Below are 25382 nucleotides of genomic sequence, written 5' to 3' on the forward strand. Positions count from 1 at the left end.
CCGCGCAGAGAAATACGATGGATATAAAACAGTTAAAGTACTTAATCGCACTCGATCAGACCCGGCATTTTGGTAAAGCAGCCTCGCAGTGCAACATCACCCAGCCGACCCTCTCCATGCGTATTCGCAGCCTGGAAGAGGAGCTGGGGCTGGTGCTGATTACTCGCGGGCAACGTTTTGAAGGCTTTACGCCCGAAGGCGAACGCATTCTGGCATGGGCGCGCGCGGTGCTGGCCGCTCACGACGGCCTGCAGGCCGAAGCCTCGCTGTGCAAAGGGCAAGTGGTGGGTGAATTGCGTCTGGGAATGGTGCCGCTGGCCAGCGTGGATCCGATGATCTTTATCCGCCAGCTGACGCAAAAATACCCGGAGCTGACCTACAGCCTCTACTCAATGTCCTCACAACAAATTGCCGACGGCGTCAGCCGGAATCAGCTTGAACTGGGGATTTGCTACCTGAACAGCATCGACACCCGTCCGTTTGACATTATCCAGCTGCCAAAAACCGAAATGGGATTGCTGCACGATATCCGCCATTTCCAGCTGGATCAGGAGACGCTGACCTGGCAGGAACTGATGGCATTTCCGCTGGGGTTTCTGACCAAGGGGATGCATTATCGCGAGCATATGGAGGTGAGCTTTAAATCTGCCGGCATTAATCCCGAGTCTGTCTTCGAAAGCGATTCCACTTTCCAGATCATTCAGGCGGTACAAAGCGGCGTGTGCTGTGCCGTGATGCCGCTGAACAACGGGCTGGAGAACCTGAACAGCCACTTCCGGATAACCCCCATAACCGACTCGAACATCGAAGCCCCCATCGGCCTGATCATGCGTCGACAGGCTCCCGTCTCCTCACTGGCACTGCGCTGTTTCACCGACGCGCAGGCGCTTTATCTTGCGGAGAACAACGGCATTGAGTGAGGTCATGTGATAACGCGTCAGTCGAGCAATACCGAATAAGACTGACGCGTCACCACACTGAACCCGCCGATCAGCACCGCCTTGCAAACGTCCCGGTATTGCGGGGCATTCACCAGCGTGTTCAGCGCATCACGGAGAGCGTTAAGCGTTTCAGGGGATGTGTTGTGCGCGGTAATCAGCGGTAACCCGGGTGTCAGGGGAGTACTGTCGATCGCCGCCAGCCCGTCGAGCAACGCCGGTTCATGACGCTGCAATAGCGCGTACGTCACGCAGTCGATAGCGGCGATATCGCCCTTACCCTCTTTTAGATCAATCAGCGACTGGCGATGGCTGCCGCTAAAGGTCGTCCGGGCAAAATAATGGCCATCGGGTGCAAGAGGTGCCACTTTTTTTCGCAGCGCATGATAACCGGACTGCGAATCCGCAGAATTGCATACCGCCCATCGGCCGCGAAAATCAGCCAGTGTCAGGGGGCGCCTCTGGGCGCGCGTCACCAGAAGGCTACGGTAATAAAACGCTTCGCAGCCCGGCGCCTGGTAGTGAAAACAGCCCACGACCTGTACGTCCGGCAATTGCGTCATCAGCGGGTAGCCGCAGGTCTGGCTGAGGACAAGCCCGGGCTGCTGCCAGTGGGCCAGCAGAGAATCATCGGGTACGCCTTCGCTCACCGGCACGCCGCGTTCGGCAAGCAGGTGCTGTACCGCTCGCCAGAGGGCATCCGTGTCGGCGCGATTGATGGCATACATCGGAAACGCCAGCGGGTTACTCATGACTTCCCTCGTGTTGACGCCCTGGGTGAGCGGTGACGTTGACCGCCCGCCCCCAAAACTGTCGCATCCATTCACTATAACCCCTGACCACAAAACCATGGTTACGCTTCTGGTACGCCGCCCGGTTTTGCAGATAGACGCTTTTTAGCCCATACCACGGAACACCCGGTAAATCGTGATGGACTGAATGGTAGTTAAGATTTAAAAACAGCACCCGCCAGAACAGCCCTGCTTCGTTGATGACAGAACGCGCCAGCGGATCATCCGCCGCGCGATGTTCATAAAAGGAGCGCACTTTGGTCAACGCCAGCGCCGGATAACTTACCGCCAGCACAAACCAGACGGGTGAGAAACCGTTGTGCATCATCCAGGCAAACAGCGCTGCCAGCAGCGACGCGTGGACGAGCCACATTGCCATTGCGCGCAGGTGAAAATGGCGAAACGCCGTCACGGCGCTGGCCAGCGTCTGCAGGATATCCAGCAGCGGTGCCAGCAACAGCCGGCCGCAGAAGGTATTTCGTGCATGAATCACGCGCTTGTGCCAGGGCGAAAAGCGCGCCCAGCTCTCCTCGGTAAAATAGTACGACTCCGGGTCATCCACCGGGATCGTCAGGCTATCGTGGCGATGATGGGCAAGATGAGAGTCCCGGTACAGACCATACGGATACCACACCGCTAGCGGAAGCGTGCCAAACAGCGCGTTAAGCCAGGCAAAGCGCGTGGGATGGCCGTGGATCAGTTCATGCTGGAGTGACATATACCAGGCGGTAAATCCGATGAGCAGCAGCGTGGCGGGCAGCAATCCCAGCGTTTTCCAGTACGCCAGCGTTGCAAACCAGCCACTGTAAAGGGTGATGATAACGATCCACGTGGGCAGTTCGCTTCGCCACAAAAACCCCGAGGCGAGGTGGTGAATTTGATCGCGTTGTTGCGTATGTAAATAGAGGGAGCTTCGTTTACCCATGCCTTCAGACGCCGTTTCGCCAGAGAGAATGCCCTGACGATCGGGGAAAACGCCTGAAATAACAAAGAACTTATATCGCTTTGCTTTGCCAGAAACGCGGGCAGCGCGAGATATCCCTCTCGTTTGCAGCTTGACTTATTTTGCAATAAAGGTACTTTTCAGGACATGAAGAAGATCCTGATTATCGTCCCTGACGGCGGCATGCTGTTTGAAGCCGCCGGTATCGCAGACATTCTGATGCAGGCGAACCGGCTGCATCCGGAAGGCCTAGCCCATCCCTGTTACCGCATTATCATCGCCACCACCCAGCCTCACCAGGTGATTCACGGCCAGTCCGGCCTGAATCTGCTGGCGGATTATCGCCTGCCGGAGCTGGATCCGCGTGAACCGCTTGATACGATTATTATCACCGGCCGCGGAATGAACGAGCAGGAGAGCACGGCGGTGGTGGACTGGCTGCACCTGGCTGCGCCACACGCGCGGCGGATAGCCTCCATTTGCGGCGGCGCGATGCTGCTGGCCCAGACTGGCCTGCTTGATGGACGCCGGGCGACCACCCACTGGCGGCTGCTGGAGACCCTGCAAACCCAGTACCCGGCCATCCACGTGGAAGGTGGCCCGCTGTATATTCAGGACGGTCCCATCTGGACCTCCGGTGGGGTTAGCTCCGGGTTTGATTTGACCCTGGCGCTGGTGGAAGACGATTACGGTTTTACCCTCGCTCGCGAGGTGGCGCAGGATATGGTGATGTATCTGCGCCGCCCCGGCGGGCAGCTGCAGTTCAGTCGCTATAATCTTCAGCAGCCCGGCACCTCCGGCCCGATAAGCGACCTGCAAACCTGGATCCTGGAGAACCTGACCGCTGACCTGTGCGTGGAAAATCTGGCGCAAAAAGCGGCGATGAGCCCACGCAATTTCACCCGCGTGTTCACCCGTGAAACGGGCGCCTCTCCGGCGCGTTATGTCACCGAAGCACGCCTTGCCGCCGCCCGGCAACTGCTTGAACAGACCAGCGACCCTCTCGAACGCATTGCTGAGCAGAGCGGGTTTGGCAGCAGCATCAATTTGCGTCGCGTCTTTGAGAAACAACTCCACCTCACGCCTGGCGAGTATCGTCAGCGCTTCCACTGTCGCAAAATGGCATAATGTGATCCTTTTTTGTCGTTTACGCCATCCGGCCTGACGCCTACAGTGACGCCAGACAACAGAGATAAGGAGTGCACTATGGTTAAGGTCGGCATTAACGGTTTCGGCCGTATCGGACGTAATTTCCTGCGCGCGGCGCTGGGTAACCCGGATGTGCAGATTGTGGCAATTAACGATCTGACGGACAGCAAAACCCTCGCCCATCTGCTCAAACATGATTCCCTTCTCGGCACGCTGCCGGCTCCCGTTGAAGCCGCGGACGGTGCGCTGCAGGTCGATGGCCAGCGGATCGTCGTCTTTAGCGAACGCGATCCGGCGAATATCGCGTGGCGTGACGCCGGCGTTGACGTGGTTATAGAAGCCACAGGCTTCTTTACGGAGCGGGAAAAAGCAGCCGTGCATATCACGCACGGTGGGGCTAAGCGCGTCATCATCTCTGCCCCCGGCAAAAACGATGACCTGACGGTGGTCATGGGCGTCAACCATGAACAGTACGATCCGGCTCAGCATTACGTAGTGAGTAACGGCAGTTGTACGACCAATGGTCTGGCCCCCGCCGCTCAGGTTTTGCATCAGCAGTTCGGTATTGAGCATGGCCTGATGAATACCACGCACGCTTATACCAACAGTCAGGCACTGCACGATCAGCCAGAGAAGGATCTGCGCGGTGCACGTGCGGCAGCGCTGTCGATTGTGCCTTACTCCAGCGGTGCGGCGAAAGCGCTGGGGAAAGTGATCCCCTCACTTGACGGTAAACTGACCGGGTATTCCCTGCGCGTGCCGGTTCCGGTGGTGTCGATTGTGGATTTGACGGTAACCCTGAGCCGTGACGTTACCGCCGAGGAGGTGAATGACGCCTTCCGGAAAGCCGCTGCCAGTGGCCCCCTGAAAGGCATTCTGGGTTACAGCGATGAACCGCTGGTTTCCAGTGATTATCAGGGCGACCCGCGCTCGTCAATTATCGACGGGCTCTCCACCCTCGTGATTGGCGGCAAAATGGTGAAGATCCTGGCGTGGTATGACAACGAATGGGGATTCTCAAACCGTCTGGTGGATCTGGCGGTGCTGATGGATAAGAAAGGGTTGTAACCTTCCCCCCGTTCCCACTCTGAGTGGGTATCGCTGCCCGGTAGCCTTTCGCTGACCGGGCACGCGTTCGTCACTCTGCTTTGACTTTCACGCCCATAAACACAATTACCATGGCCGTCACCAGCAGGAAACCGCTGCCCGCGAAGACGCCGCTGGCACCGTTGAGGTCGAATACAGCACCACCCACTGCCGCACCGGCGCTTATCGCCAGCTGGATAGAGGCCACCAGCAGACCACCCGCACTTTCGGCTTCATCCGGCACGGTGGTGGCAAGCCACGTTGACCAGCCCACCGGTACCAGACCAAACGCAAAGCCCCACAGCGCGACCAGTAACCCGTCCAGCATCGCCAGATGACCAAACGCCACCATGGTGAGAGCAAGCACGCCCATCACGAACGGTACCAGTGCCAGCGTCAGGCGCAGGTTACGCGCCAGCAGATGCCCGGCGACGGAGGTGCCGATGAAGTTGGCAATCCCAAAGCCCAGCAGGATCAGCGAGATGCTCTCCACGCTCGCCTGCCCCACCGTTTCAAGGAACGGACGCAGGTAGGTAAAGAAGGCAAAGTGGCCGCTGAAGATAAGAATGGTCGCCAGCATGCCGCCAATCATCCCCGGACGACGCAGCACGCGGAACAGCGTACTCAGGCTGCCGCTGCTTTCTGGCTTCATGGACGGCAGTACCCAGAGCTGCCACAGCAGCGCCAGCATGCTCGGCAGAATGCAGAGAATAAAGACGTTACGCCAGCCAATCAGGCTACCCAGATAGCTTCCCAGCGGCGCCGCCACCACCGTCGCAATCGAGACGCTGGAGAAGATCACCGCCAGCGCCTTCGGCACTTTATCGGCGGGCACCAGGCGCATCGCCGTGGCGGTCGACATCGCCCAGAATCCCCCGATCGCCACACCCAGCAACAGCCGGCCCATCAGCAGGACGTGCAGCGTGGGCGCAAAAGCCACCAGCAGGCTGGAGATGATCTGCAGCACCGAGAAGAACATCAATACCCAGCGACGGTCGATATTTTTGGTGGCCGGCGTGATGAGCAACCCGGTGACCAGCGCCACCAGCGCAGTGGCCGTCACCGCCTGTCCGGCCATCCCCTCGGACACCCCCAGGCTCGCGGCCATCGGCGTCAGCAAACTGGCGGGCAGGAATTCTGCTGTGATCAGGCCGAATACGCCAAGCCCCAGTGAGTAGACGGCTCGCCAGGCGGGTTTTGCAGGCGTGACCGCCTCTCTCGCCACGACACATGAATTCATCTGTTGTTCTCCCGTTATAAAAATGTGACAACTGTCGCAAAAGCATAGTGGGTTCACCCTGGACGATCTATGACATATAATCTCCACTTATTGATTATTCGTCCGGAGTTGCGTCATGACCGCTCAGTCACCCGATTTGATCAGCGAACTTTTGCGGGGCATGCGCCTGTCGGGCGTGAAATACCGTCGGATTGAGGCCAGCGCGCCGTTTGGCGTGGCGTTTCACCAGGCGCCCGGCAAAGCCCAGTTCCATTTTGTCAGCCACGGCAGCGCCCTTTTGCGTATGGAGAGTGGCGCCACCTTCACGCTGAATGGCGGTGACGCCCTTTTTATCCCGAACGGCAACGCCCATGCCCTGCTCTCTGACGAGCACGCCAGCATTACCCCGGTCAGTGCATTCCCCAGCGAGCCTATCTGCGGTTCGGTCTGCGCGATCACCTGTGAGCCGTGTCCGGAAAGCGAGAACACCATCATTTTCAGTGGATGCATGGATTTTGAACTGGGCGGGATGCAGCCGCTGATCAAGGCGATGCCGGAAGTGATGATGGTGAGCCGGCTGATGTCCACATGGCCGGAAATTCATCCGCTGTTGGCAGCGATGGAGCGGGAATCAATGACCCGCCAGGCCGGTTTTGCCGGGATCCTCGCGCGACTTGCCGACGTGGTGGCCGCGTTGATCGTGCGTGGCTGGGTTGAAGGAGGCTGCGGCAAAGCTACCGGCTGGGTGCAGGTATTGCGCGACCCGCGTTTGAGCCGGGCCATTTACGCCATGCATCAGCAGCCAGGCCTGAACTGGAGCGTGGCGGATCTGGCGAAAGAAGCGGGCACTTCCCGCTCCGTGTTTGCTGAACGTTTTCTGGCGGCCACGGGAACCACACCGGCAAAATATCTCAGCGAACTGAGGATGCGGCTGGCCATTCAGTACATCCGCCACGAAAATCAGCCCATTGAAACCGTCGCGTTGCGTCTGGGGTACGGTTCACTGGCCGCGTTCAGTCGGGCATTTAAGCGCATTATTGGGCATGCGCCGGGCACATTGCGCGAGACCAGCCAGACCCCGGAAGAGGTCTGAGCCAGGCGTTAGCGCTGCTTATTTTTTGCCAGTCGCCTTTCGCGATTTAATTATGGGGCGTGCTAAGGGAGCACCTTGCGCTATTACGGAATAAAAGAGCATTCCGCGCATATTATTATCGCGCCATGATTTGCGCCCATTGATTAAATTAAAAGCAATATAATTATTTATCATAAAAAAGAATTATCTTTCATCGAGATAGCAAATTCTCCCAATCCCTTCCGGCGCATAACCAGACGGTAAATTGTCTGGTTATGCGCAAAATGGGATATTCGACACGCGAAGCGGCCAATATTCGTCTAAGGTTTTCAGGTGATTGATAACAGCGGCAACGCTGCTCAGCGAATACAGGAGATGAACCGATGATAAGACCTCGTACACTACGCCCTGCTCTTTTGCACCTGGCTTTGGGCGGCGCGTTACTCGGTGTGACAACATGGGGTTATGCGGAAGAACAACTTACCACCCAGACAAGCTCCCCCGATATTTTACTTGGTCCTCTCTTTAATGATGTGCAAAGTGCCAAACTGTTTCCCGATCAAAAGACCTTTGCTGACGCCGTGCCGAAAAGCGATCCGCTGATGATTCTGGCGGATTATCGTATGCAGCGCACCCAGTCTGGCTTCGATCTGAAGCACTTTGTGGAAATGAACTTTACGCTGCCAGCGGAGGGTGAAAAATACGTCCCGCCTGCCGGGCAAAGTTTACGCGCGCACATTGATGACCTCTGGCCCGTACTGACCCGCACCACCGATAAAGCGAGTAATAAGTGGGATTCCCTTCTGCCGCTGCCTAAACCCTATGTCGTGCCTGGTGGACGTTTTCGCGAGGTCTACTACTGGGACAGTTATTTCACCATGTTAGGGCTGGCTGAGAGTGGCCACTGGGACAAAATCAGCGATATGGTGGACAACTTCGCTTACGAGCTGGACAGCTGGGGACATATCCCGAACGGCAACCGCAGCTACTACCTGAGCCGCTCCCAGCCTCCGTTCTTCGCGCTGATGGTCGAGTTGCTGGCGACCCATGACAGCGATGCGCTGAAAAAATACCGTCCGCAAATGGAGAAAGAGTACGCCTACTGGATGGAGGGGGCCGATACGCTGCAGGCCGGACAAGCTAACAAACGTGTGGTGAAGCTGGACGATGGCTCAGTGCTCAACCGCTACTGGGATGACCGCGATACGCCGCGTCCTGAATCCTGGCTCGATGATATGACCACCGCTAAAAGCAATCCTAACCGACCGGCCACGGAGATCTACCGCGATTTACGCTCAGCGGCCGCCTCGGGCTGGGACTTTAGCTCCCGCTGGATGGACGATCCGCAAAAACTGGGCACGATCCGCACCACCAGCATTGTGCCTGTCGATCTTAACGCCCTGATGTTTAAGATGGAAAAATTGCTGGCCAGGGCAAGCCAGGCATCCGGCGATACCTCCGCTGCCAGCAAGTATGACGCGCTGGCGACCGCGCGTCAGAAAGCGATCGAGAGCCATCTGTGGAATGATAAAGAGGGCTGGTACGCGGATTACGATCTTAAGAGTAAAAAGGTGCGTAATCAGCTTACGGCAGCCGCACTTTATCCACTCTATGTGAAGGCGGCTTCGCAGGATCGCGCTGATAAGGTCGCTGCAGCGGCATCGTCACGCCTGCTCAAACCGGGCGGCATTTCCACCACCACCATCAACAGCGGCCAGCAATGGGATGCACCTAACGGCTGGGCACCGCTGCAATGGGTGGCGACGGAAGGGTTGCAGAATTACGGGCAGGATAAGGTGGCAATGGATGTGACCTGGCGCTTCCTGAAAAATGTTCAGCATACCTATGACCGCGAACAGAAGCTGGTAGAGAAGTATGACGTTTCGAGTACCGGTACAGGGGGCGGTGGCGGTGAATATCCGCTGCAGGATGGCTTCGGCTGGAGCAACGGCGTGACGCTGAAAATGCTGGATCTGGTCTGTCCGAAAGAGAAACCGTGCGACAGCGTGCCGGAGAATCAGCCGGCAGCAAACGATGCTGTCGCACCGGCGAAAAGTACGGCGCAATAAAGCGGCCTCATTCCCTCACCCTCTCCCGCCAGGAGAGGGTGAATGGGCCGTCTTACGGGGTTTAACAGGGCATCAGAAGCTGTAGCTCGCGCCTAACTGATAGGTTCGGTCACGTCCAATCCAGCAGTTGGTCGCATCGTAACAGGTCAACGTCTCTTTATTGGTGATGTTCTGCGCGCTCGCTTTCAGGGTCAGCCCTTCAAGCGAAGGCAGAATTTCGCCCATCCGATAGGATGCCGCCAGATCGTACTGCGTGGTGCCACCGAGTTTACCCGCGTCGTTCGCCGGTGAAATCTCCATCGGCCCGGTGTAGCGCGCCCCGGCCCCCAGCATCAATCCTTTCAGTGGCGTATTCTCAAAGGTGTAATCCCCCCACAGGTTGAATGCATTTTCCGGCACCTGCGTAGGGCGTTTGCCCTGATACTTATCGTCCTGCGTATTGATGGCGTGGGTGTATGCGTAGTTGGCAATCAGGTTGAGATTGTCTGTCGGACGGCTAATCACAGACAACTCCGCCCCTTTAGACTCCACTTCGCCGGTCTGACGATAGTTCAGGAAGCCGGGATCGGAGGTGACGACATTCTTCTGGCGAATAGTAAACACCGAGGCGGTAAAGGTGGTGGCGTATTCTGCCAGCAGATATTTCACCCCGCCCTCCACCTGCTTGCTGGTGGTCGGCTTGACCTCTTTCGCCGTCAGGGTTCCCTGCGGCGAGACCGGGGCAAACCCTTCTGAATAGCTGATAAACGGAGAGAGACCGTTGTCGAAGGCGTAGAGCGCGCCCAGTCGTTTGGTAACGCGATCCTGCGATACCCACGTCTTGTCGCCGTTATGCAGATAATCGGTGGTGACGGAGCGATAATCATCATAGCGCAGGCTGCCCAACAGATTTAAGCCGCCAAACTCCACCTGATCCTGCAGGTAATACCCATTCTGCTGATAGCTCAGACGGTTTTTCTGCGCGGTATACAGCCCCAGCGCATCCTCATGGACCTGTGAATAGTCCGGATTGCGCATATCAATCCCCGGTGTTGTCGAGGCATAGCGGTAGTGGAAGTGGGAATTCAACTTCTGGTAGTCAAACCCAGCCAGCAGATGGTGTTTCCACTCACCCAGCGCAACGGTTTTGGTCACCTGATTATCAATGTTGAAGCTCCGGAGATCTTCATCCGTGGTGTAGGCAAAGCGGTTAAGCTGATTGACTTCACTGCCCGGCCCGGTTGCATAAATACTGCGCTGGTGGGTATCGATGTCAAAATAGCGTGCCTTCTGGTTAAAGCCCCAGCCGCTGTCAAATTCATGTTCAAAGCTGTAACCCAGCATCCACTGGCGCTGTTTAAACCCGCTCCATTCGTCGCCGGCATAATCCCGCTTGCCCGCATATTTCGAACGCAGCCAGGCGAGCGGCAGCGGATTAGACGGCGTCAGGCTTGGGGAGTTTTGCGCCAGCGCATCAAGGGTGAGGCGCGTTTTGTTGTCCGGTTGCCAGGTGACAGACGGCGCAACCAGGTAGTTTTCATACCGGGAGGTGTGCGGCTGATCGTCACTCTCCGTCGCTTTCCCCAGCAGACGGTAGTTCCAGTCGCTATCGGCAATTTGCCCGGTCGAATCCAGATACCCCTCTTTCAGGTTGCGGTTGCCGGTGTTAAAACCCAGTTCGGTCCGTGCGGCTTGTTGCGGTTTTTTACTCTGAATATTCACCAGCCCACCCGGCGAGGCACCGCCGTACAGTACCGATGAAGGACCTTTGAGAATATCAACGCTTTCAACCAACAGCGGATCGATGCGGGCTTTGGTATTGCCGGTGACGTTATAGGGTAACTGCAGCCCGTTGTAGAACTCCTGATCGACGGTAAATCCGCGAATTTTATATTCACTCATGTAGGAGGTGTTTCCGCGCACCTCGGTCGACACACCCGGTGCATAGCGCAGGATCTCATTCACGGAGTTCGCGTGACGTTTATCGATTTCCTGTGCCGACAGGGTATTGATCACCTGCGGGGTTTTACTCTCGGCAACGGCTGATTTGGTTGCGCTGTTCGTCCAGCCGGGCAGCATGCTGCCCTGCTCTGAGCCCGTGACTACGATGGTTGATTCTTCGGCAAACGCCTGTACCTGCAATGCCAGCGTCACGGCTCCTGCCAACGCGCATAACGTGAAACGAGAGGGGTTCATAAAGTCGTCTTGTGATTAAATGTAATCAGGAACGACAATTATTATCATTTCGATTAGCAAATCAATATGCACGTAAAAAAACGGCCCTCCTTGAGAGCCGTTTTAGTGAAGTTATGCCCGTCGCAGTAACCTGAAAATGCCCAGCACCACAATGGCACCCACGACAGCCACCAGGAAACTGTGCAGGTCAAAACCGCTGATGCTGCCACCAAAGCCAAACATCGTCGCCAGCCAGCCGCCTACAACCGCCCCCACGACACCGAGCACACACGTCAGTATGAAGCCGCCGCCATCATTTCCCGGCATGATAAGTTTAGCGATAGCGCCAGCAATTAGACCAAAGATAATCCAGGCGATAATACCCATAGCGATGCCCTCTTGCAGGTTTAATGCATGCGCAGAAAACCTTCTGCGCAGGTAACTTAAGTATAGGTCATCCCTGGAAAACTAATTTCATCTCACCGACTTATCTTCTCTGCAATCTGAAAAAAAACTCATCGGTTTGTATTAAGTTTCATTGTGCAGTGCCGATAACGCAAAGACAGTCTGTCATCTATCAAGGAGCCATCCGGCGTGAGTAATTACAGTGAGCAGTTCCTCAAGCAAAATCCGCTGGCTGTATTAGGGGTATTGCGTGACCTGCAAAAAGGTGAAGTGCCGCTGCGCATCAGCTGGTCAAACAATCAGTTCATCAGCAAGATCCTCGACGTCTCGCAGGAGCGACTGGTTATCGATCTGGGCAGTCAGGAGTATGAAAACCGCGCCGCACTGAAAGCAGAGAAACTCGCGGTGATGGCAGAGACCCACGGTGCAAAAGTGGAATTTGTGCTCCCGCGCCTTGAGATGAGCGAATACCAGGGTCTTCCCGCGTTTGTCACACCGCTGCCTGCCAACCTGTGGTTTGTGCAGCGCCGGGAATATTTCCGCATCAGCGCCCCCCTTCACCCTGCCTATTTTTGTAAGGCTAAAATGCCGGACAAAAAAGAGCTCCGCTTCCGCCTCTTCGACCTGTCGCTGGGCGGTATGGGCGCGCTGATGGATACGCCGAAACCTGACGGACTGGTCGAAGGCATGCGATTCTCGCAAATTGAACTGGATATGGCCGGCTGGGGACGGTTTTATTTTGATGCCCAGTTGATTGCCATCAGCGAGCGGAAGGTGGTGGACAGCAAAAACGAAACGATTACCACGCCACGTTTGAGTTTCCGCTTCCTGAACGTTGGACCCGGTTCAGAGCGCGAACTGCAGCGCATTATCTTTGCACTGGAGCGCGAAGCACGGGAACGTGCGAATAAAGTTCTGTGAGGAAAACGGGCAGCGTGACCGCCGCCCGCCTGCGGCATTACATGGCATCCATCGCTTTCTGTACTTTCCAGATGTAACGCGGAGCCTGTGGTGCCGGATGATTTTTCGCCACATGTTCAACGAATTCATCTTTGTCCATGCCGTTAATCTCTTCTATCGCCTCTTTACGGTCAGAGGAGAAGGTTCGCAACAGCGCCCCGGCGCCGTTGACGTAAGAGACCACCAGCGCGTATTGCATCACTTCCGGGTCGTCGATGCCCTTCAGTACGCCATGCTCCAGAATGCTGAGATAGGCTGTCCCCATGGAGATATTACGCTCCGGGTTCTTCAGCTCGCTGGTCGACGGCTGACCGCTCCAGCCCATGTAGCGGTAGACCTCTTTACCTGCGGTAGACGCTTTAAGCTGCATCAGCCCCACTGCGTTTGATTTGCTGACAAGCGTGGGATTACCGCCGGATTCAACGGCAATGATTGCGGTGATAAGACGCGGACTGACGCCCCATGCCTTCCCGGCTTGCTCGCTGATCGGCATCCACTGCATGGCCCGTTTCACCGGCACTTCCGGGTTCCAGGGCGGATTTTGATAGTCATGTCTGGAACTACAGCCCGCAAGCAACACAATCAAAAAAGCAAACCATCTCAATTTCACGTCATCTATCCTTATAGCCGGTCATCGCAGTGCGCCGCCCCTTGAAGCGGGCAGCGTATAAGCGGCATGATATAGACAATTAGTTTCTCATTCAGCAAGGAATTGCCATGTCTCAGTTTCATCTTATCGCACCGTCGGGCTACTGCATCAATCAGGACGCGGCACAACGGGGCGTTCAGCGCTTACTGGGCTTCGGCCACCAGGTAGAAAATCAGACGATTATCCCTCGCCGCCAGCAGCGTTTTGCCGGAACCGAGGCCCAGAGACTGAATGATATCAACAGCCTGGTGAACCTGAAGGGTGAGGATCGGATCGTGCTTGCGGTGCGGGGGGGCTATGGCGCGAGCCGGTTACTGGAGAGCATTGACTGGCAAGGTCTGGCACAGCGTCAACAGCAGGACCCGCTGCTGATATGCGGCCACAGCGACTTCACGGTCATCCAGCTTGGGCTGCTGGCGCTGCATAACGTCATTACCTTCAGCGGCCCGATGCTGGCCGGAAATTTTGGTGCGCCGGCGCTCGATGCATTTACCCTTGAGCATTTCTGGCGCGCCCTGCGAAACCCAACCTACAGCATAACGTGGCAAGGCCAGGGGCCGCACTGGGCCTGTGAAGGCCAACTCTGGGGCGGTAACCTGGCAATGCTGGTCTCGCTCATCGGTACGCCGTGGCTGCCGGACATCGAAGACGGCATTCTGGTGCTGGAAGATATTAACGAACATCCGTTCCGCGTCGAGCGCATGTTATTGCAGCTTTATCATGCCGGGATCCTTGAACGTCAGTCAGCAATCGTGCTGGGCAGTTTTAGCGGTGCGGCACCCAATGATTACGACGCCGGTTACTCCCTTGAAACGATGGTTGATTTCATCCGTTCCCGTCTCGATATCCCGGTTATCACCGGTCTGGATTTTGGCCATGAGCAACAAACCGTAACCCTTGCGCTGGGGGCACATGCGTCCCTGATACATGATGATTCAGGCAGTCGGTTAACAATAAGCGGTCATCCGGTCATAAAGGCATAAAAAAGCCGTTAAACCCCTTAATAAAACGCTGTTGCCGTGGTTAATATGTTAGGGTTTTAGTAACAGCGTTAACATTGAGGTGGGAGTAAGACAACATTGGATGCCGCAGCGATAATCAGCCTTTTCATTCTGGGTTCTGTGCTTGTAACCTGTAGTATATTATTAAGTTCATTTTCATCGCGTCTCGGCATACCTATTCTCGTTATTTTCCTTGCTATCGGCATGCTGGCTGGCATCGATGGCATCGGCGGTATTCCTTTCGATAACTACCCTTTCGCCTACATGGTGAGTAACCTCGCGCTGGCAGTGATCCTGCTGGACGGCGGGATGCGCACTCAGGCGAGCTCGTTCCGCGTCGCCTTAGGGCCGGCGCTGTCGCTCGCGACCGTAGGCGTATTAATCACATCAGGCCTGACCGGGATGATGGCCGCCTGGCTGTTCCATCTCAATATCATGGAAGGCTTGCTGATTGGCGCTATTGTCGGTTCAACCGATGCGGCGGCGGTCTTTTCCCTGCTTGGCGGTAAAGGGCTTAACGAACGTGTTGGCTCCACGCTTGAGATTGAATCCGGCAGTAACGATCCCATGGCGGTGTTTCTCACCATCACGCTGATTGAGATGATCCAGCAGCACGAAAGCGGGCTGAGCTGGATGTTTGCCTGGCATATCCTGCAGCAGTTTGGTCTGGGGATTATTCTTGGCCTCGGCGGCGGCTATCTGCTGCAGCAGATGATCAACCGGATTTCACTTCCCGCCGGGCTTTACCCTCTGCTGGCGCTGAGCGGGGGCATTCTGATTTTTGCCGTCACCACCGCGCTGGATGGCAGCGGCATTCTTGCCGTCTACCTCTGCGGCTTCCTGATGGGTAACCGCCCTATTCGCAACCGTCACGCCATTTTGCAGAACTTCGACGGACTGGCCTGGCTGGCGCAGATTGGCATGTTCCTGGTGCTTGGCCTGCTGGTTACCCCTTCAGACCTGCTGCCTATCGCCGTACCGGCGCTGATGCTGTCGGCGTGGATGATCTTCTTCGCCCGTCCACTGTCGGTGTTTGCAGGCCTGCTGCCGTTTCGCGGCTTTAACCTGCGCGAGCGTATCTTTATCAGTTGGGTGGGTCTGCGCGGCGCGGTGCCGATTATCCTTGCCGTGTTCCCGATGATGGCGGGTCTCGATAACGCCCGACTGTTCTTCAACGTCGCATTCTTCGTTGTTTTGATTTCACTCCTGTTCCAGGGCACGTCACTCGGCTGGGCGGCGAAAAAGGCAAAAGTGGTGATCCCCCCCGTTGGCTGGCCCGTCTCCCGCGTCGGGTTGGATATTCATCCGGAAAATCCGTGGGAACAGTTTGTGTACCAGCTTAGCGAAGACAAATGGTGCGTGGGCGCGTCGCTGCGCGATCTGCATATGCCCGCCGAAACGCGGATTGCCGCGTTGTTCCGCGACAATGTTCTGCTTCACCCTACCGGCAGCACCCGTCTGCGTGAAGGGGATATTTTGTGCGTGATTGGCCGCGAGCGCGACCTGCCCGCGCTGGGTAAATTGTTCAGCCAGTCGCCACCGGTGGCGCTGGATCAGCGTTTCTTCGGCGATTTTATTCTGGAAGCGAGCGCCAAATTTGCAGATGTTGCCTTGATTTACGGTCTGGATGAAGGGCTGGAGTATCGCGATAAGCAGCAAACGCTGGGGGAAATTATCCAGCAACTGCTTGGCGCAGCACCCGTTGTTGGTGACCAGGTCGAGTTTGCCGGGATGATCTGGACGGTGGCCGAGAAAGAAGATAACGCGGTACGCAAAGTCGGCGTAAGGCCGATGGAAGAAGAGTCAGAGTAGTTTAGGTAACATGTCTTACTGGCCGGGGAAGGCGTTATCGCCCCCCCGGCACATCGCATAGTTACACCGTCACAACCGGTACGCGCGGCGCCAGAGCGCACATCAGCTCATAGCCAACGGTCCCTGCAGCAGCGGCCACATCGTCAATTTTAATTTCATTTCCCCACAGCTCAACCGGTGAACCAATCCCCGCCTGCGGGCACGGCGTGAGGTCTACCGCCAGCATATCCATTGAGACCGTCCCCACGGTACCCGTGCGAACGCCATCCACCCACACTGGCGTGCCGGTCGGAGCGATACGCGGGTAGCCGTCGGCATAGCCTCCCGCCACAATGCCAATTCGCTGTTCGCCTGTCGCCCGGTAACGGCTGCCGTAGCCCACCGTGGAACCGGCCTTCAGCGTTTGTACGCCGATGATTTCGCTGCGCAGGGTCATCACCGGTTTCAGGCCGCTGTTAGCAATATCCTGCCACTGCCCTGACGGTGACGCGCCGTACAGAATGATCCCCGGGCGTACCCAGCTGTAGTGCGCCTCCGGGTGCCACAGCGTGGCCGCCGAGTTAGAGAGCGAGCGCGAACACGCCAGACCTTCAGCCGCCTGCTCAATCCGCACCATCGCCTCGGCGATGCCATCGGGTTTTTCCGCGTCGGCAAAGTGCGCCATCAGCGTCATTTCGCCCACATTCTTGATGCCGCGCAGCTGTTGCCATACCGTATGTACCCGCTCGGGCTGGAAGCCCAGGCGGTTCATGCCGCTGTTCACCTTGAGATAAATGTCGAGCGGAGCATGCAGTCTGGCGTCCTGCAGGGCTTTAACCTGCCAGTTGCTGTGAATACTGGTGGTCAGCCGGTACTTATCCAGCAACGGCAGATCGTCGGCATGGAAGAACCCTTCCAGCAATAAGATAGGGCCTTTCCAGCCACGCTCGCGCAGCAGAATGGCCTCTTCCAGATTCAGTAACGCAAAACCGTCGGTCGCGCTGAGCGCGCTCCAGATGCGGTCAATACCGTGGCCGTAGGCGTTCGCTTTCACCACCGACCAGACGCGTGAACCTGGCGCAGCACGGCGAACAATCTGCAGGTTATCCTTCAGGGCCTGCAAGTCCAGCTGAGCCAGAACAGGACGGGACATGACAACTCCTTAGTTATGCGCGCCGTGCAGGTGCTGTGGACGCGAGGGGGTGAACCCAGATTGATAGCGCGCGGCACTTAAATCGTCAAACGGAATTGCCGGGGTGCGCCCGGAAATCAAGTCGCTCAACAGCTGACCTGAGCCACAGGCCATTGTCCAGCCGAGGGTGCCGTGTCCGGTATTCGTCCACAGGTTTTTGAACGGAGTGCGGCCCACAATCGGCGTGCCGTCTGGCGTCATTGGACGCAGACCGGTCCAGAACGTGGCCTGCTCGACAAAACCGCCGCGCGGGAAGAGATCGCCCACGACCATCTCCAGCGTTTCACGACGCGGCTGCAGCAGCTCGGTGTTGAAGCCGACAATCTCCGCCATGCCGCCTACGCGGATACGGTTGTCGAAACGGGTAATGGCGATTTTATAGGTTTCATCCAGAATGGTGGAGACGGGTGCACCGCTGTCCTCTTTCACCGGGATGGTCAGGGAGTACCCCTTCAGCGGATAGACCGGAATGTCCAGAATGCCCTTCAGCATGGCGGTAGAGTAAGAGCCAAAGGCCATGACGTAGGCATCCGCTTTGATCACCTCTTCGCCGCACTTCACGCCGTAAATATTACCGCCTTCCGACAGCAATTTATCGACGGGCGTGTTAAAGCGGAATGTTACCCCTGCCTGCTCGCACATCTGCGCCAGACGCTGGGTAAAGAGCTGACAGTCGCCGGTTTCATCGTTGGGTAAACGCAGGCCGCCCGTCAGTTTGTGGGACACCTCCGCCAGCGCCGGCTCAACCTGTCCCAGCTGGCTGGCCTCGAGGAGTTGATACGGAACACCGGCATCTTCCAGCACGGCGATATCGCGGGTGGCGTTTTCGTACTGTTGCGCCGTGCGGAACAGCTGCAGCGTACCGCCCTGACGGCCTTCGTACTCAATGCCGGTGGTGGCGCGCAAGGTTTTCAGGCAGTCACGGCTGTATTCCGCCAGACGCACCATACGCCCTTTGTTTTCCATGTAATGGCGGGTGTCGCAGTTGCGCAGCATCTGCCACATCCACTTAAGCTGGAACTGCGTGCCGTCGAGGCTAATGGCCAGCGGCGCATGGCGCTGGAACATCCATTTAATCGCCTTCAGTGGCACGCCGGGAGCCGCCCACGGTGCCGCATAGCCCGGAGAGATTTGCCCGGCATTCGCCGCGCTGGTTTCCAGCGCAGGGCCTGGCTCACGATCGATAACGGTTACGTCATGCCCCGCCTGACTTAAATACCAGGCGCTGGTTACGCCAACCACACCACTTCCCAGTATGACAACACGCATAGCCACTCCATAATGTGCAAAAGAACAATCTTCTAATTACAGATTGATAACCTAGTTGAAAATATTATTCAACATACGACTTTTTTATGGTGACTTATCTCACATCTTCCCCTACTGGCGGGGAAAGGACTTATTTGGGATCTCCTGCTGCGCGTTATTTTTAACCAGCATAAAACTCTGCATGAACCGCTTTTTTTACCGTATTGAAAACGGGAAATCGTAAAGAAAAAATTTCTGCTCCAGCACGCTTTTTAACACGTTGATCTATGCTTGAAAGGAGGCTCTCCAGACAGAGAGAGCACCCACAACGAGGGCGCGCTAATGGCTACTATTGATTCCCTGAACAAGGACAACACACGTCTCAGCGATGGACCCGACTGGACCTTTGAGTTGCTGGATGTCTACCTCGCTGAAATCGACCGGGTAGCAAAACTCTATCGCCTGGATACCTATCCTCACCAGATTGAAGTCATAACCTCCGAACAGATGATGGATGCCTATTCCAGCGTCGGGATGCCGATCAATTATCCGCACTGGTCGTTTGGTAAAAAATTTATTGAAACGGAACGGCTGTATAAACACGGCCAGCAGGGGCTGGCGTATGAAATCGTCATCAACTCCAACCCGTGTATCGCTTACCTGATGGAAGAGAACACCATTACCATGCAGGCGCTGGTGATGGCGCATGCCTGCTACGGGCACAACTCTTTCTTCAAGAATAACTATCTTTTCCGCAGCTGGACGGACGCCAGTTCGATCGTCGATTACCTGATCTTCGCCCGTAAATACATTACCGACTGCGAAGAGCGCTACGGCGTCGATGAAGTGGAGAAACTGCTCGACTCCTGCCATGCGCTGATGAACTACGGCGTAGACCGCTACAAACGGCCGCAGAAAATTTCCCTGCAGGAGGAGAAAGCCCGGCAGAAAAGCCGCGAGGAGTATCTGCAAAGCCAGGTGAATATGCTGTGGCGCACCCTGCCTAAGCGTGAAGAAGAGAAAGCTGTCGCTGAGGCGCGCCGCTACCCGTCTGAGCCACAGGAAAACCTGCTCTACTTTATGGAGAAGAACGCGCCGCTGCTGGAGTCATGGCAGCGTGAGATCCTGCGCATTGTGCGTAAGGTCAGCCAGTACTTCTATCCGCAAAAACAGACGCAGGTGATGAACGAAGGCTGGGCGACATTCTGGCATTACACCATCCTCAACCATCTGTATGACGAGGGGAAAGTCACCGAGCGGTTTATGATGGAATTCCTCCACAGCCATACCAACGTGGTGTTCCAGCCGCCTTACAACAGCCCGTGGTACAGCGGCATTAACCCGTATGCCCTCGGCTTTGCGATGTTCCAGGACATCAAACGTATCTGTCAGTCGCCAACGGAAGAGGACAAATACTGGTTCCCTGATATTGCCGGTTCGGACTGGCTGGAAACGCTGCATTTTGCGATGCGCGATTTCAAGGATGAGAGCTTTATTAGCCAGTTTATGTCGCCGAAGATCATGCGCGATTTCCGCTTCTTCACCGTGCTGGATGATGACCGTAACAACTTCCTGGAAATTTCAGCGATTCATAACGAAGAGGGTTACCGGGAGATCCGCTCTCGCCTCTCTTCCCAGTACAACCTGAGCAATCTTGAACCCAATATTCAGGTATGGAACGTGGATCTCCGCGGTGACCGCTCTCTGACGCTGCGCTACATCCCGCACAACCGTGCCCCGCTGGATAAAGGGCGCAAAGAGGTGCTGAAGCATGTGCATCGCCTGTGGGGCTTTGACGTGCTGCTGGAGCAGCAGAATGAAGACGGTAGCGTGGAGCTGCTGGAGCGCTGCCCGACGCGGATGAATACGCTGTAGTGCCTGCCTGAACCGAAACGCCCGCGTCAGGGCGAAAAAAAACCTCTCAGCTGAGAGGTTTTTTCTTTTAGCGGGTCTGGATGGCCAGGTCACCCGGCAGCGTTTTTTGCATCCGGTGCCAGATTTCACCGGAGTCGCGACCGTAGCGGCGCACGGTTTCATACACCTGATCGTGCTGACCGGTGGAACAGAGCTCGCTCAGCTTGTGGTAAAAGCCCAGCGCCAGACTGCGGGCTTCCGGATTGGCAAAGTAGTGACGACCGATACGGGTATAGAGCCCTTTCATGCCGTTAAGGATGAGGCCGTAAATCGGGTTACCGGAGGCAAACGCCAGGCCGCGGAAGATGTTGTAATCAAGGGTGGCAAACGCATCCGCATGATCTTCCACCTGGTTGGCACTGGCCAGAACCTGGAGCGCATCTTCCGGGTGCTGACGGAAAGACGTACGAATAAAGATGGTGGCGATATTGGTACGCACGGAGAGCAGATTATCAATCAGTTGCGGCACGCTTTCATGATCGAGGCGCGCCAGCGTTTCAAGAATATTCAGCCCGGAGGTTTCCCAGAAATTGTTTACTTTTGTTGGCTTGCCATGCTGAATCGTCAACCACCCATCACGCGCCAGTCGCTGGAGCACTTCCCGAAGCGTGGTGCGAGTGACGCCAATCAGTTCAGAGAGTTCGCGTTCAGCCGGAAGAATGGACCCTGCAGGGAAACGATTATTCCAGATGCTTTCAATGATGTACTCTTCCGCGAAACCCGCCGGGCTCTGCGCCTTAATGACCATAGTGAGATTTCCATTACACAGCTTTAGCAAATTGCACTCATCATACCAGAGGCTCGCAGAGGCAGATAGCGCAGCAGTGAGAGAAAAGAGGGATCGCCGTTTCATTTTTATGAAATTTACATTGCAGCCGAATCCCCCTCCAGGCCGTGATTTTTGCGTATACTGATGTTTTGTTTTACTTCACGGGGAAGAACGTCTGTCGTGGAAATTTCTTTTGGGCGCGCGTTGTGGCGCAATTTTTTAGGCCAGTCTCCCGACTGGTACAAGCTGATACTTCTGGTGTTCCTGGTTGTTAATCCTCTCATCTTTATTGTGCACCCGTTTATTGCCGGGTGGCTGCTGGTCGCGGAGTTTATCTTCACCCTGGCCATGGCGCTGAAGTGCTATCCCCTGCTGCCTGGCGGTTTGCTGGCCATTGAAGCGGTTGTCATTGGGATGACCAGCGCCGAGCATGTAAAAGCAGAACTGGCCTCAAACCTTGAAGTGCTTCTGCTGCTGATGTTTATGGTGGCCGGCATCTACTTGATGAAACAGCTGCTGCTGTTTATTTTTACCCGCCTGCTGCTGAGCATTCCTTCAAAAACGCTTTTGTCGCTGGCTTTCTGCGTGGCTGCAGCATTTCTTTCAGCCTTCCTGGATGCGCTGACGGTGGTCGCCGTGGTGATAAGCGTCGCGGTCGGGTTTTATGGTATTTATCACCGGGTGGCCTCTTCACGTCCCGGCGATGACCTGCTTGATGACAGCCAGGTCGATAATGACCACCGCGAGGTGCTGGAACAGTTCCGCGCCTTCCTGCGCAGCCTGATGATGCATGCCGGCGTCGGGACCGCCCTGGGCGGCGTGATGACGATGGTGGGTGAACCGCAAAACCTGATTATTGCTAAAGCTGCGGGCTGGCATTTCGGTGATTTCTTCCTGCGAATGGCACCGGTGAGCATACCGGTTCTGGTGTGCGGTCTGGCGACCTGTGTAGTCGTGGAGAAATTCAGCCTCTTTGGCTATGGTGCGCATATTCCGGCGCCCGTGCGTCAGGAGCTGCAGAAATTCGACCAGCAAAGCCGTAGCCAGCGGACGCGTCAGGAGACGCTGCGTCTTATTGCACAGGGCGTCATTGGCGTCTGGCTTATCGCCGCGCTGGCGTTTCATCTTGCCGAAGTCGGTTTAATTGGCCTGTCGGTGATTATTCTCGCCACCAGTTTTACCGGCGTGACGGATGAGCATGCGATCGGCAAAGCCTTTACGGAAGCCCTGCCCTTTACCGCCCTGCTGGCCGTCTTTTTTGCGATCGTCGCGGTGATCATCGACCAGAAGCTTTTCGCGCCGATCATTACCTTTGTCTTGCAGGCGGCACCGGATGCTCAGCTTTCGCTGTTTTATCTGTTTAACGGGCTGCTGTCGTCTATCTCGGATAACGTGTTTGTTGGCACGGTCTACATCAACGAGGCCAAAACGGCCATGGAGCAAGGCGTCATCAGCGCCGGACAGTTCGAACTGCTGGCGGTGGCAATTAACACCGGGACCAACCTGCCGTCGGTGGCGACGCCCAACGGTCAGGCGGCGTTCCTGTTCCTGCTGACCTCTGCGCTGGCTCCACTCATACGTCTTTCTTATGGGCGAATGGTCTGGATGGCGCTTCCCTATACGCTGGTGCTCACGCTTGTAGGATTGCTTTGCGTCAAAATTACCCTTATTCCCTGTACGCAATGGTTGATACAAGCGGGTATACTTGCCGCGCAGTAAACCTGATATATCGGGCAGCTTGCTGCCCGTTTACCTTTTCGCACGATAAACATCCAATTACGTTTTATTTCGTCAGGTACAGGTGGCGCGAAAAACGAATTCGTTTACACTGCGCTTTCTAAGCATGTTCCAGGGAAATGATTATGTTGAGATTTTTAAACCAGTGCTCTCGCGGTCGCGGAGCGTGGTTGTTAATGGCCCTGACCGCCTTTGCGCTGGAAATGGTCGCGCTGTGGTTCCAGCATGTGATGGGACTTCAGCCTTGCGTACTCTGTATTTACGAACGCTGTGCATTGTTCGGCATTATGGGTGCGGGTCTGGTGGGTGCGATTGCCCCTAAATCGCCGTTACGCTATGCCGCAATTGCCATCTGGCTGTACAGCGCCTGGAAAGGTATTGAGCTCTCCTGGCAGCACACCATGATGCAACTGCATCCGTCACCTTTTATGACCTGTGATTTCGCCGCCCGCTTCCCGAGCTGGCTGCCGCTTGATAAATGGCTGCCGCAGGTGTTTGTTGCTTCCGGTGACTGCTCTGTGCGCCAGTGGGAATTCCTGAGCCTTGAGATGCCGCAGTGGCTGGTGGGGATTTTTGTGGCCTACTTCATTGTGGCGCTGCTGGTGCTCATCGCACAACCGTTCAAACCCAAGAAACGCGACCTGTTTGGCAGGTAAAAAAAACCCGCCTCGGCGGGTTTTTTCTTATCCACGGTTGGGATGATTCATGATGTGATCTTCCCAGTCCTGCACCTCTGACTCTTTCACCGCAATATGACGCACAGAGATGCGTTCACCGTGCATCGCCGCTTTGGAGCCCGTCAGCAGCGGGTGCCATTTTGGCAGGTCTTTGCCTTCCGCCAGCAGACGATAGGCGCAGGTATGCGGCAGCCATTCGAAGGTGGGCAGGTTCTCACGGGTTAGCTTGATGCAATCCGGCTCGTACTCGAAGCGACGCTCATAGTTGCGACACTGGCAGGTTTTGATGTTCAGCTGCTTGCAGGCAACGTTGGTGAAATAGATTTCGTCCGAATCTTCATCCATCAGTTTATGCAGGCAGCACTGCCCGCAACCGTCACACAACGATTCCCACTCCACGTCTGTCATTTGGTCGAGAGTTTTGCTTTGCCAGAAAGGAATGTTGTTCATCAGGATGTCCACACGTCAAAAGAGAGCGCACCTTATAACGAGTCTGGCACGTTGTTGCAAGTTTTGCCGCCCTCTTCAGGCGGCAAGATGCTTTTACAGCACGCGAGTTTTCAGTGACAGGCCGTTAAAACTGACGTCCAGTTCGTCACCGGCCTGCAGCGGGCCGACACCATCTGGCGTACCGGTAAGGATCACATCGCCCGGTTTCAGGGTAAAGAAGCGGCTCATGTAGGCAATCAGCGGCACAATTTTATGGATCATATCTGCCGTGGTGCCCTGCTGGCGGATCTCGCCGTTAACCTTCAGGCTAAGCGCGGTGTTCTGCGGATCGTCGGTAAATTCACTTACCGGAATAAAACCGGAGATCGGGCAAGCGTTATCAAACCCTTTGGCCTTTTCCCACGGCTGCCCCGCTTTCTTCATTTTGCCCTGAACATCACGCAGGGTCAGGTCGAGCGCGACACCGTATCCGGCAATCGCCTTTTGCACATGCTCTTCGGAGGCCTGACGCAGCGTCGCGCCAATCAGCACGGCCAGCTCCACTTCATGATGCACCGACCCCAACCCCTGCGGCAGCGCCAGCGGCTGGCGAATGTCGCACAGCGCGGTTTCTGGCTTGATGAACAGGACCGGCTCGTCTGGCGTCGCGCTGCCCATCTCCTGAATATGTTTGGCATAGTTACTGCCTACGCAGACCACTTTGCTGACGGGATAATCCAGTAATGCACCTTGCCAGTTATGATGTTGATACATGTACGACCCCTAAACGGTTGATGTGTTAACCCCGAAAACAGCCGGGACTATTTTTTCCCGTTCACCTCAAGATGCTGTTTTAATAAATTCTCGGGTGGTGGCGGGAGCTGTAAATAATAGCCTTGCTCCGCTAATGCGGTTTTCACTTTTTCCAGATCGGCGTTGACCAGTTTCTTACGGCCATCCAGCGGCAGCAGCATCGCCAGCTGAGGTCGGCCAAAGTTCTTCATTAATTCTTCAGGTACGCGCGAAAAATCGTCTTTCTTTTCGACATAAAGATAGGTCTGGTCACGACTTGTACTTCTGTAGATCACACAAAACATGTTTTTACTCTGAATTAATGGGTGGTTGCTTGCCTCAATATACTCCTGACTATAACATGCCTGATACTCTTCGGAATATCGCAACGGCGGTG

At 55.9% G+C, this 25382-nt stretch carries 23 protein-coding genes; 11 read left to right on the plus strand and 12 right to left on the minus strand.

The features are described 5' to 3' along the window. The first annotated feature begins 17 nt into the window (after window positions 1-17). Window positions 18-920, plus strand: a complete 903-nt coding sequence (locus AM379_RS21835; RefSeq protein ID WP_020883452.1) for a LysR family transcriptional regulator — start codon at window positions 18-20, stop codon at window positions 918-920. Window positions 921-937: 17 nt separating this feature from the next. On the opposite strand, the gene AM379_RS21840 is transcribed toward AM379_RS21835, so the two are convergent. Then, window positions 938-1690, minus strand: a complete 753-nt coding sequence (locus tag AM379_RS21840; RefSeq protein WP_106504236.1) for a phosphate/phosphite/phosphonate ABC transporter substrate-binding protein — start codon at window positions 1688-1690, stop codon at window positions 938-940. Further along, window positions 1683-2654 (minus strand): fatty acid desaturase, encoded by a 972-nt coding sequence (locus tag AM379_RS21845; RefSeq protein ID WP_106504238.1) that lies wholly within the window; start codon window positions 2652-2654, stop codon window positions 1683-1685. The genes AM379_RS21840 and AM379_RS21845 overlap by 8 nt, the downstream gene beginning before the upstream one ends. Window positions 2655-2819: 165 nt before the next feature. Between AM379_RS21845 and AM379_RS21850 the strand changes: the two genes are divergently transcribed. Beyond that, window positions 2820-3800 (plus strand): GlxA family transcriptional regulator, encoded by a 981-nt coding sequence (locus tag AM379_RS21850; RefSeq protein WP_014170563.1) that lies wholly within the window; start codon window positions 2820-2822, stop codon window positions 3798-3800. A gap of 78 nt (window positions 3801-3878) precedes the next feature. Beyond that, on the plus strand, window positions 3879-4889 hold the full coding sequence (gene gap / locus AM379_RS21855) for a type I glyceraldehyde-3-phosphate dehydrogenase (protein WP_040017756.1): 1011 nt from the start codon (window positions 3879-3881) through the stop codon (window positions 4887-4889). Window positions 4890-4959: 70 nt separating this feature from the next. On the opposite strand, the gene AM379_RS21860 is transcribed toward gap, so the two are convergent. Beyond that, window positions 4960-6147: an MFS transporter gene (locus AM379_RS21860; protein WP_106504240.1), complete on the minus strand. Its 1188-nt coding sequence runs from the start codon at window positions 6145-6147 to the stop codon at window positions 4960-4962. Window positions 6148-6262: 115 nt separating this feature from the next. Here AM379_RS21860 and AM379_RS21865 point away from each other — a divergent pair, with 115 nt between their 5' ends. Continuing rightward, window positions 6263-7219, plus strand: coding sequence for an AraC family transcriptional regulator (locus tag AM379_RS21865; protein ID WP_063156550.1), 957 nt, complete (start codon window positions 6263-6265; stop codon window positions 7217-7219). 362 nt (window positions 7220-7581) lie between these two features. Then, the gene (locus tag AM379_RS21870) at window positions 7582-9267 is read left to right on the plus strand and encodes an alpha,alpha-trehalase (RefSeq protein ID WP_059305789.1); all 1686 of its coding nucleotides are present in this window, start codon (window positions 7582-7584) and stop codon (window positions 9265-9267) included. Between the two features lie 72 nt (window positions 9268-9339). Here the strand turns inward: AM379_RS21870 and AM379_RS21875 are convergent, their stop codons facing one another. Both AM379_RS21875 and AM379_RS21880 read right to left on the minus strand, forming a co-directional pair. Next, the gene (locus tag AM379_RS21875; protein WP_106504242.1) at window positions 9340-11442 is read right to left on the minus strand and encodes a TonB-dependent siderophore receptor; all 2103 of its coding nucleotides are present in this window, start codon (window positions 11440-11442) and stop codon (window positions 9340-9342) included. A 111-nt stretch (window positions 11443-11553) separates the two neighbouring features. Then, window positions 11554-11808, minus strand: a complete 255-nt coding sequence (locus tag AM379_RS21880; RefSeq protein WP_010432765.1) for a GlsB/YeaQ/YmgE family stress response membrane protein — start codon at window positions 11806-11808, stop codon at window positions 11554-11556. Window positions 11809-12015: 207 nt separating this feature from the next. On the opposite strand from AM379_RS21880, the gene ycgR reads away from it, so the two are divergent. Then, on the plus strand, window positions 12016-12747 hold the full coding sequence (gene ycgR, locus AM379_RS21885; protein WP_020883443.1) for a flagellar brake protein YcgR: 732 nt from the start codon (window positions 12016-12018) through the stop codon (window positions 12745-12747). A gap of 37 nt (window positions 12748-12784) precedes the next feature. Here the strand turns inward: ycgR and emtA are convergent, their stop codons facing one another. Next, on the minus strand, window positions 12785-13396 hold the full coding sequence (gene emtA, locus AM379_RS21890) for a membrane-bound lytic murein transglycosylase EmtA (RefSeq protein ID WP_014170571.1): 612 nt from the start codon (window positions 13394-13396) through the stop codon (window positions 12785-12787). A 107-nt stretch (window positions 13397-13503) separates the two neighbouring features. On the opposite strand from emtA, the gene ldcA reads away from it, so the two are divergent. After that, a complete protein-coding gene (gene ldcA, locus AM379_RS21895) occupies window positions 13504-14418 on the plus strand; it encodes a muramoyltetrapeptide carboxypeptidase (RefSeq protein ID WP_014170572.1) in 915 nt (304 codons plus the stop codon). Window positions 14419-14514: 96 nt separating this feature from the next. Continuing rightward, entirely contained in the window at window positions 14515-16248 is a 1734-nt protein-coding gene (locus tag AM379_RS21900) for a potassium/proton antiporter (protein WP_014170573.1), read from the plus strand. Between the two features lie 61 nt (window positions 16249-16309). Here the strand turns inward: AM379_RS21900 and dadX are convergent, their stop codons facing one another. Further along, a complete protein-coding gene (gene dadX, locus AM379_RS21905; RefSeq protein WP_025203876.1) occupies window positions 16310-17380 on the minus strand; it encodes a catabolic alanine racemase DadX in 1071 nt (356 codons plus the stop codon). Window positions 17381-17389: 9 nt separating this feature from the next. After that, window positions 17390-18688 (minus strand): D-amino acid dehydrogenase, encoded by a 1299-nt coding sequence (locus AM379_RS21910; protein ID WP_020883441.1) that lies wholly within the window; start codon window positions 18686-18688, stop codon window positions 17390-17392. 321 nt (window positions 18689-19009) lie between these two features. On the opposite strand from AM379_RS21910, the gene AM379_RS21915 reads away from it, so the two are divergent. Further along, window positions 19010-20542, plus strand: a complete 1533-nt coding sequence (locus AM379_RS21915; RefSeq protein WP_020883440.1) for a SpoVR family protein — start codon at window positions 19010-19012, stop codon at window positions 20540-20542. 67 nt (window positions 20543-20609) lie between these two features. Here the strand turns inward: AM379_RS21915 and fadR are convergent, their stop codons facing one another. Then, window positions 20610-21329 (minus strand): fatty acid metabolism transcriptional regulator FadR, encoded by a 720-nt coding sequence (gene fadR, locus AM379_RS21920; protein ID WP_020883439.1) that lies wholly within the window; start codon window positions 21327-21329, stop codon window positions 20610-20612. A 201-nt stretch (window positions 21330-21530) separates the two neighbouring features. Between fadR and nhaB the strand changes: the two genes are divergently transcribed. Then, complete coding sequence (nhaB, locus tag AM379_RS21925; protein WP_106504244.1) at window positions 21531-23069, plus strand: Na(+)/H(+) antiporter NhaB; 1539 nt, start codon at window positions 21531-21533, stop codon at window positions 23067-23069. Between the two features lie 143 nt (window positions 23070-23212). Further along, the gene (dsbB, locus tag AM379_RS21930; RefSeq protein WP_020883437.1) at window positions 23213-23743 is read left to right on the plus strand and encodes a disulfide bond formation protein DsbB; all 531 of its coding nucleotides are present in this window, start codon (window positions 23213-23215) and stop codon (window positions 23741-23743) included. A 27-nt stretch (window positions 23744-23770) separates the two neighbouring features. Here the strand turns inward: dsbB and AM379_RS21935 are convergent, their stop codons facing one another. The 3 genes from AM379_RS21935 to AM379_RS21945 form a co-directional block, all read right to left on the minus strand. Next, on the minus strand, window positions 23771-24214 hold the full coding sequence (locus AM379_RS21935; protein ID WP_020883436.1) for a YcgN family cysteine cluster protein: 444 nt from the start codon (window positions 24212-24214) through the stop codon (window positions 23771-23773). Between the two features lie 93 nt (window positions 24215-24307). Continuing rightward, a complete protein-coding gene (locus AM379_RS21940; RefSeq protein ID WP_032678414.1) occupies window positions 24308-24967 on the minus strand; it encodes a fumarylacetoacetate hydrolase family protein in 660 nt (219 codons plus the stop codon). 47 nt (window positions 24968-25014) lie between these two features. Next, on the minus strand, window positions 25015-25290 hold the full coding sequence (locus AM379_RS21945; RefSeq protein WP_020883434.1) for a YcgL domain-containing protein: 276 nt from the start codon (window positions 25288-25290) through the stop codon (window positions 25015-25017). Window positions 25291-25382 lie beyond the last annotated feature (92 nt).

It is taken from the genome of Enterobacter cloacae complex sp. FDA-CDC-AR_0132 (genome assembly GCF_003010695.1).
GTDB lineage: Bacteria > Pseudomonadota > Gammaproteobacteria > Enterobacterales > Enterobacteriaceae > Enterobacter > Enterobacter ludwigii.

What these genes read in the sequence shown, in the direction of transcription:
- AM379_RS21865 (WP_063156550.1), top strand. Translation starts at nt 6,263, where the DNA reads ATGACCGCTCAGTCACCCGATTTGATCAGCGAACTTTTGCGGGGCATG.
- AM379_RS21875 (WP_106504242.1), bottom strand. Translation starts at nt 11,442, where the DNA reads ATGAACCCCTCTCGTTTCACGTTATGCGCGTTGGCAGGAGCCGTGACG.
- AM379_RS21945 (WP_020883434.1), bottom strand. Translation starts at nt 25,290, where the DNA reads ATGTTTTGTGTGATCTACAGAAGTACAAGTCGTGACCAGACCTATCTT.
- ldcA (WP_014170572.1), top strand. Translation starts at nt 13,504, where the DNA reads ATGTCTCAGTTTCATCTTATCGCACCGTCGGGCTACTGCATCAATCAG.
- dsbB (WP_020883437.1), top strand. Translation starts at nt 23,213, where the DNA reads ATGTTGAGATTTTTAAACCAGTGCTCTCGCGGTCGCGGAGCGTGGTTG.
- AM379_RS21915 (WP_020883440.1), top strand. Translation starts at nt 19,010, where the DNA reads ATGGCTACTATTGATTCCCTGAACAAGGACAACACACGTCTCAGCGAT.
- AM379_RS21835 (WP_020883452.1), top strand. Translation starts at nt 18, where the DNA reads ATGGATATAAAACAGTTAAAGTACTTAATCGCACTCGATCAGACCCGG.
- AM379_RS21870 (WP_059305789.1), top strand. Translation starts at nt 7,582, where the DNA reads ATGATAAGACCTCGTACACTACGCCCTGCTCTTTTGCACCTGGCTTTG.
- AM379_RS21840 (WP_106504236.1), bottom strand. Translation starts at nt 1,690, where the DNA reads ATGAGTAACCCGCTGGCGTTTCCGATGTATGCCATCAATCGCGCCGAC.
- AM379_RS21910 (WP_020883441.1), bottom strand. Translation starts at nt 18,688, where the DNA reads ATGCGTGTTGTCATACTGGGAAGTGGTGTGGTTGGCGTAACCAGCGCC.
- dadX (WP_025203876.1), bottom strand. Translation starts at nt 17,380, where the DNA reads ATGTCCCGTCCTGTTCTGGCTCAGCTGGACTTGCAGGCCCTGAAGGAT.
- AM379_RS21845 (WP_106504238.1), bottom strand. Translation starts at nt 2,654, where the DNA reads ATGGGTAAACGAAGCTCCCTCTATTTACATACGCAACAACGCGATCAA.
- AM379_RS21860 (WP_106504240.1), bottom strand. Translation starts at nt 6,147, where the DNA reads ATGAATTCATGTGTCGTGGCGAGAGAGGCGGTCACGCCTGCAAAACCC.
- AM379_RS21940 (WP_032678414.1), bottom strand. Translation starts at nt 24,967, where the DNA reads ATGTATCAACATCATAACTGGCAAGGTGCATTACTGGATTATCCCGTC.
- fadR (WP_020883439.1), bottom strand. Translation starts at nt 21,329, where the DNA reads ATGGTCATTAAGGCGCAGAGCCCGGCGGGTTTCGCGGAAGAGTACATC.
- AM379_RS21935 (WP_020883436.1), bottom strand. Translation starts at nt 24,214, where the DNA reads ATGAACAACATTCCTTTCTGGCAAAGCAAAACTCTCGACCAAATGACA.
- AM379_RS21880 (WP_010432765.1), bottom strand. Translation starts at nt 11,808, where the DNA reads ATGGGTATTATCGCCTGGATTATCTTTGGTCTAATTGCTGGCGCTATC.
- gap (WP_040017756.1), top strand. Translation starts at nt 3,879, where the DNA reads ATGGTTAAGGTCGGCATTAACGGTTTCGGCCGTATCGGACGTAATTTC.
- AM379_RS21850 (WP_014170563.1), top strand. Translation starts at nt 2,820, where the DNA reads ATGAAGAAGATCCTGATTATCGTCCCTGACGGCGGCATGCTGTTTGAA.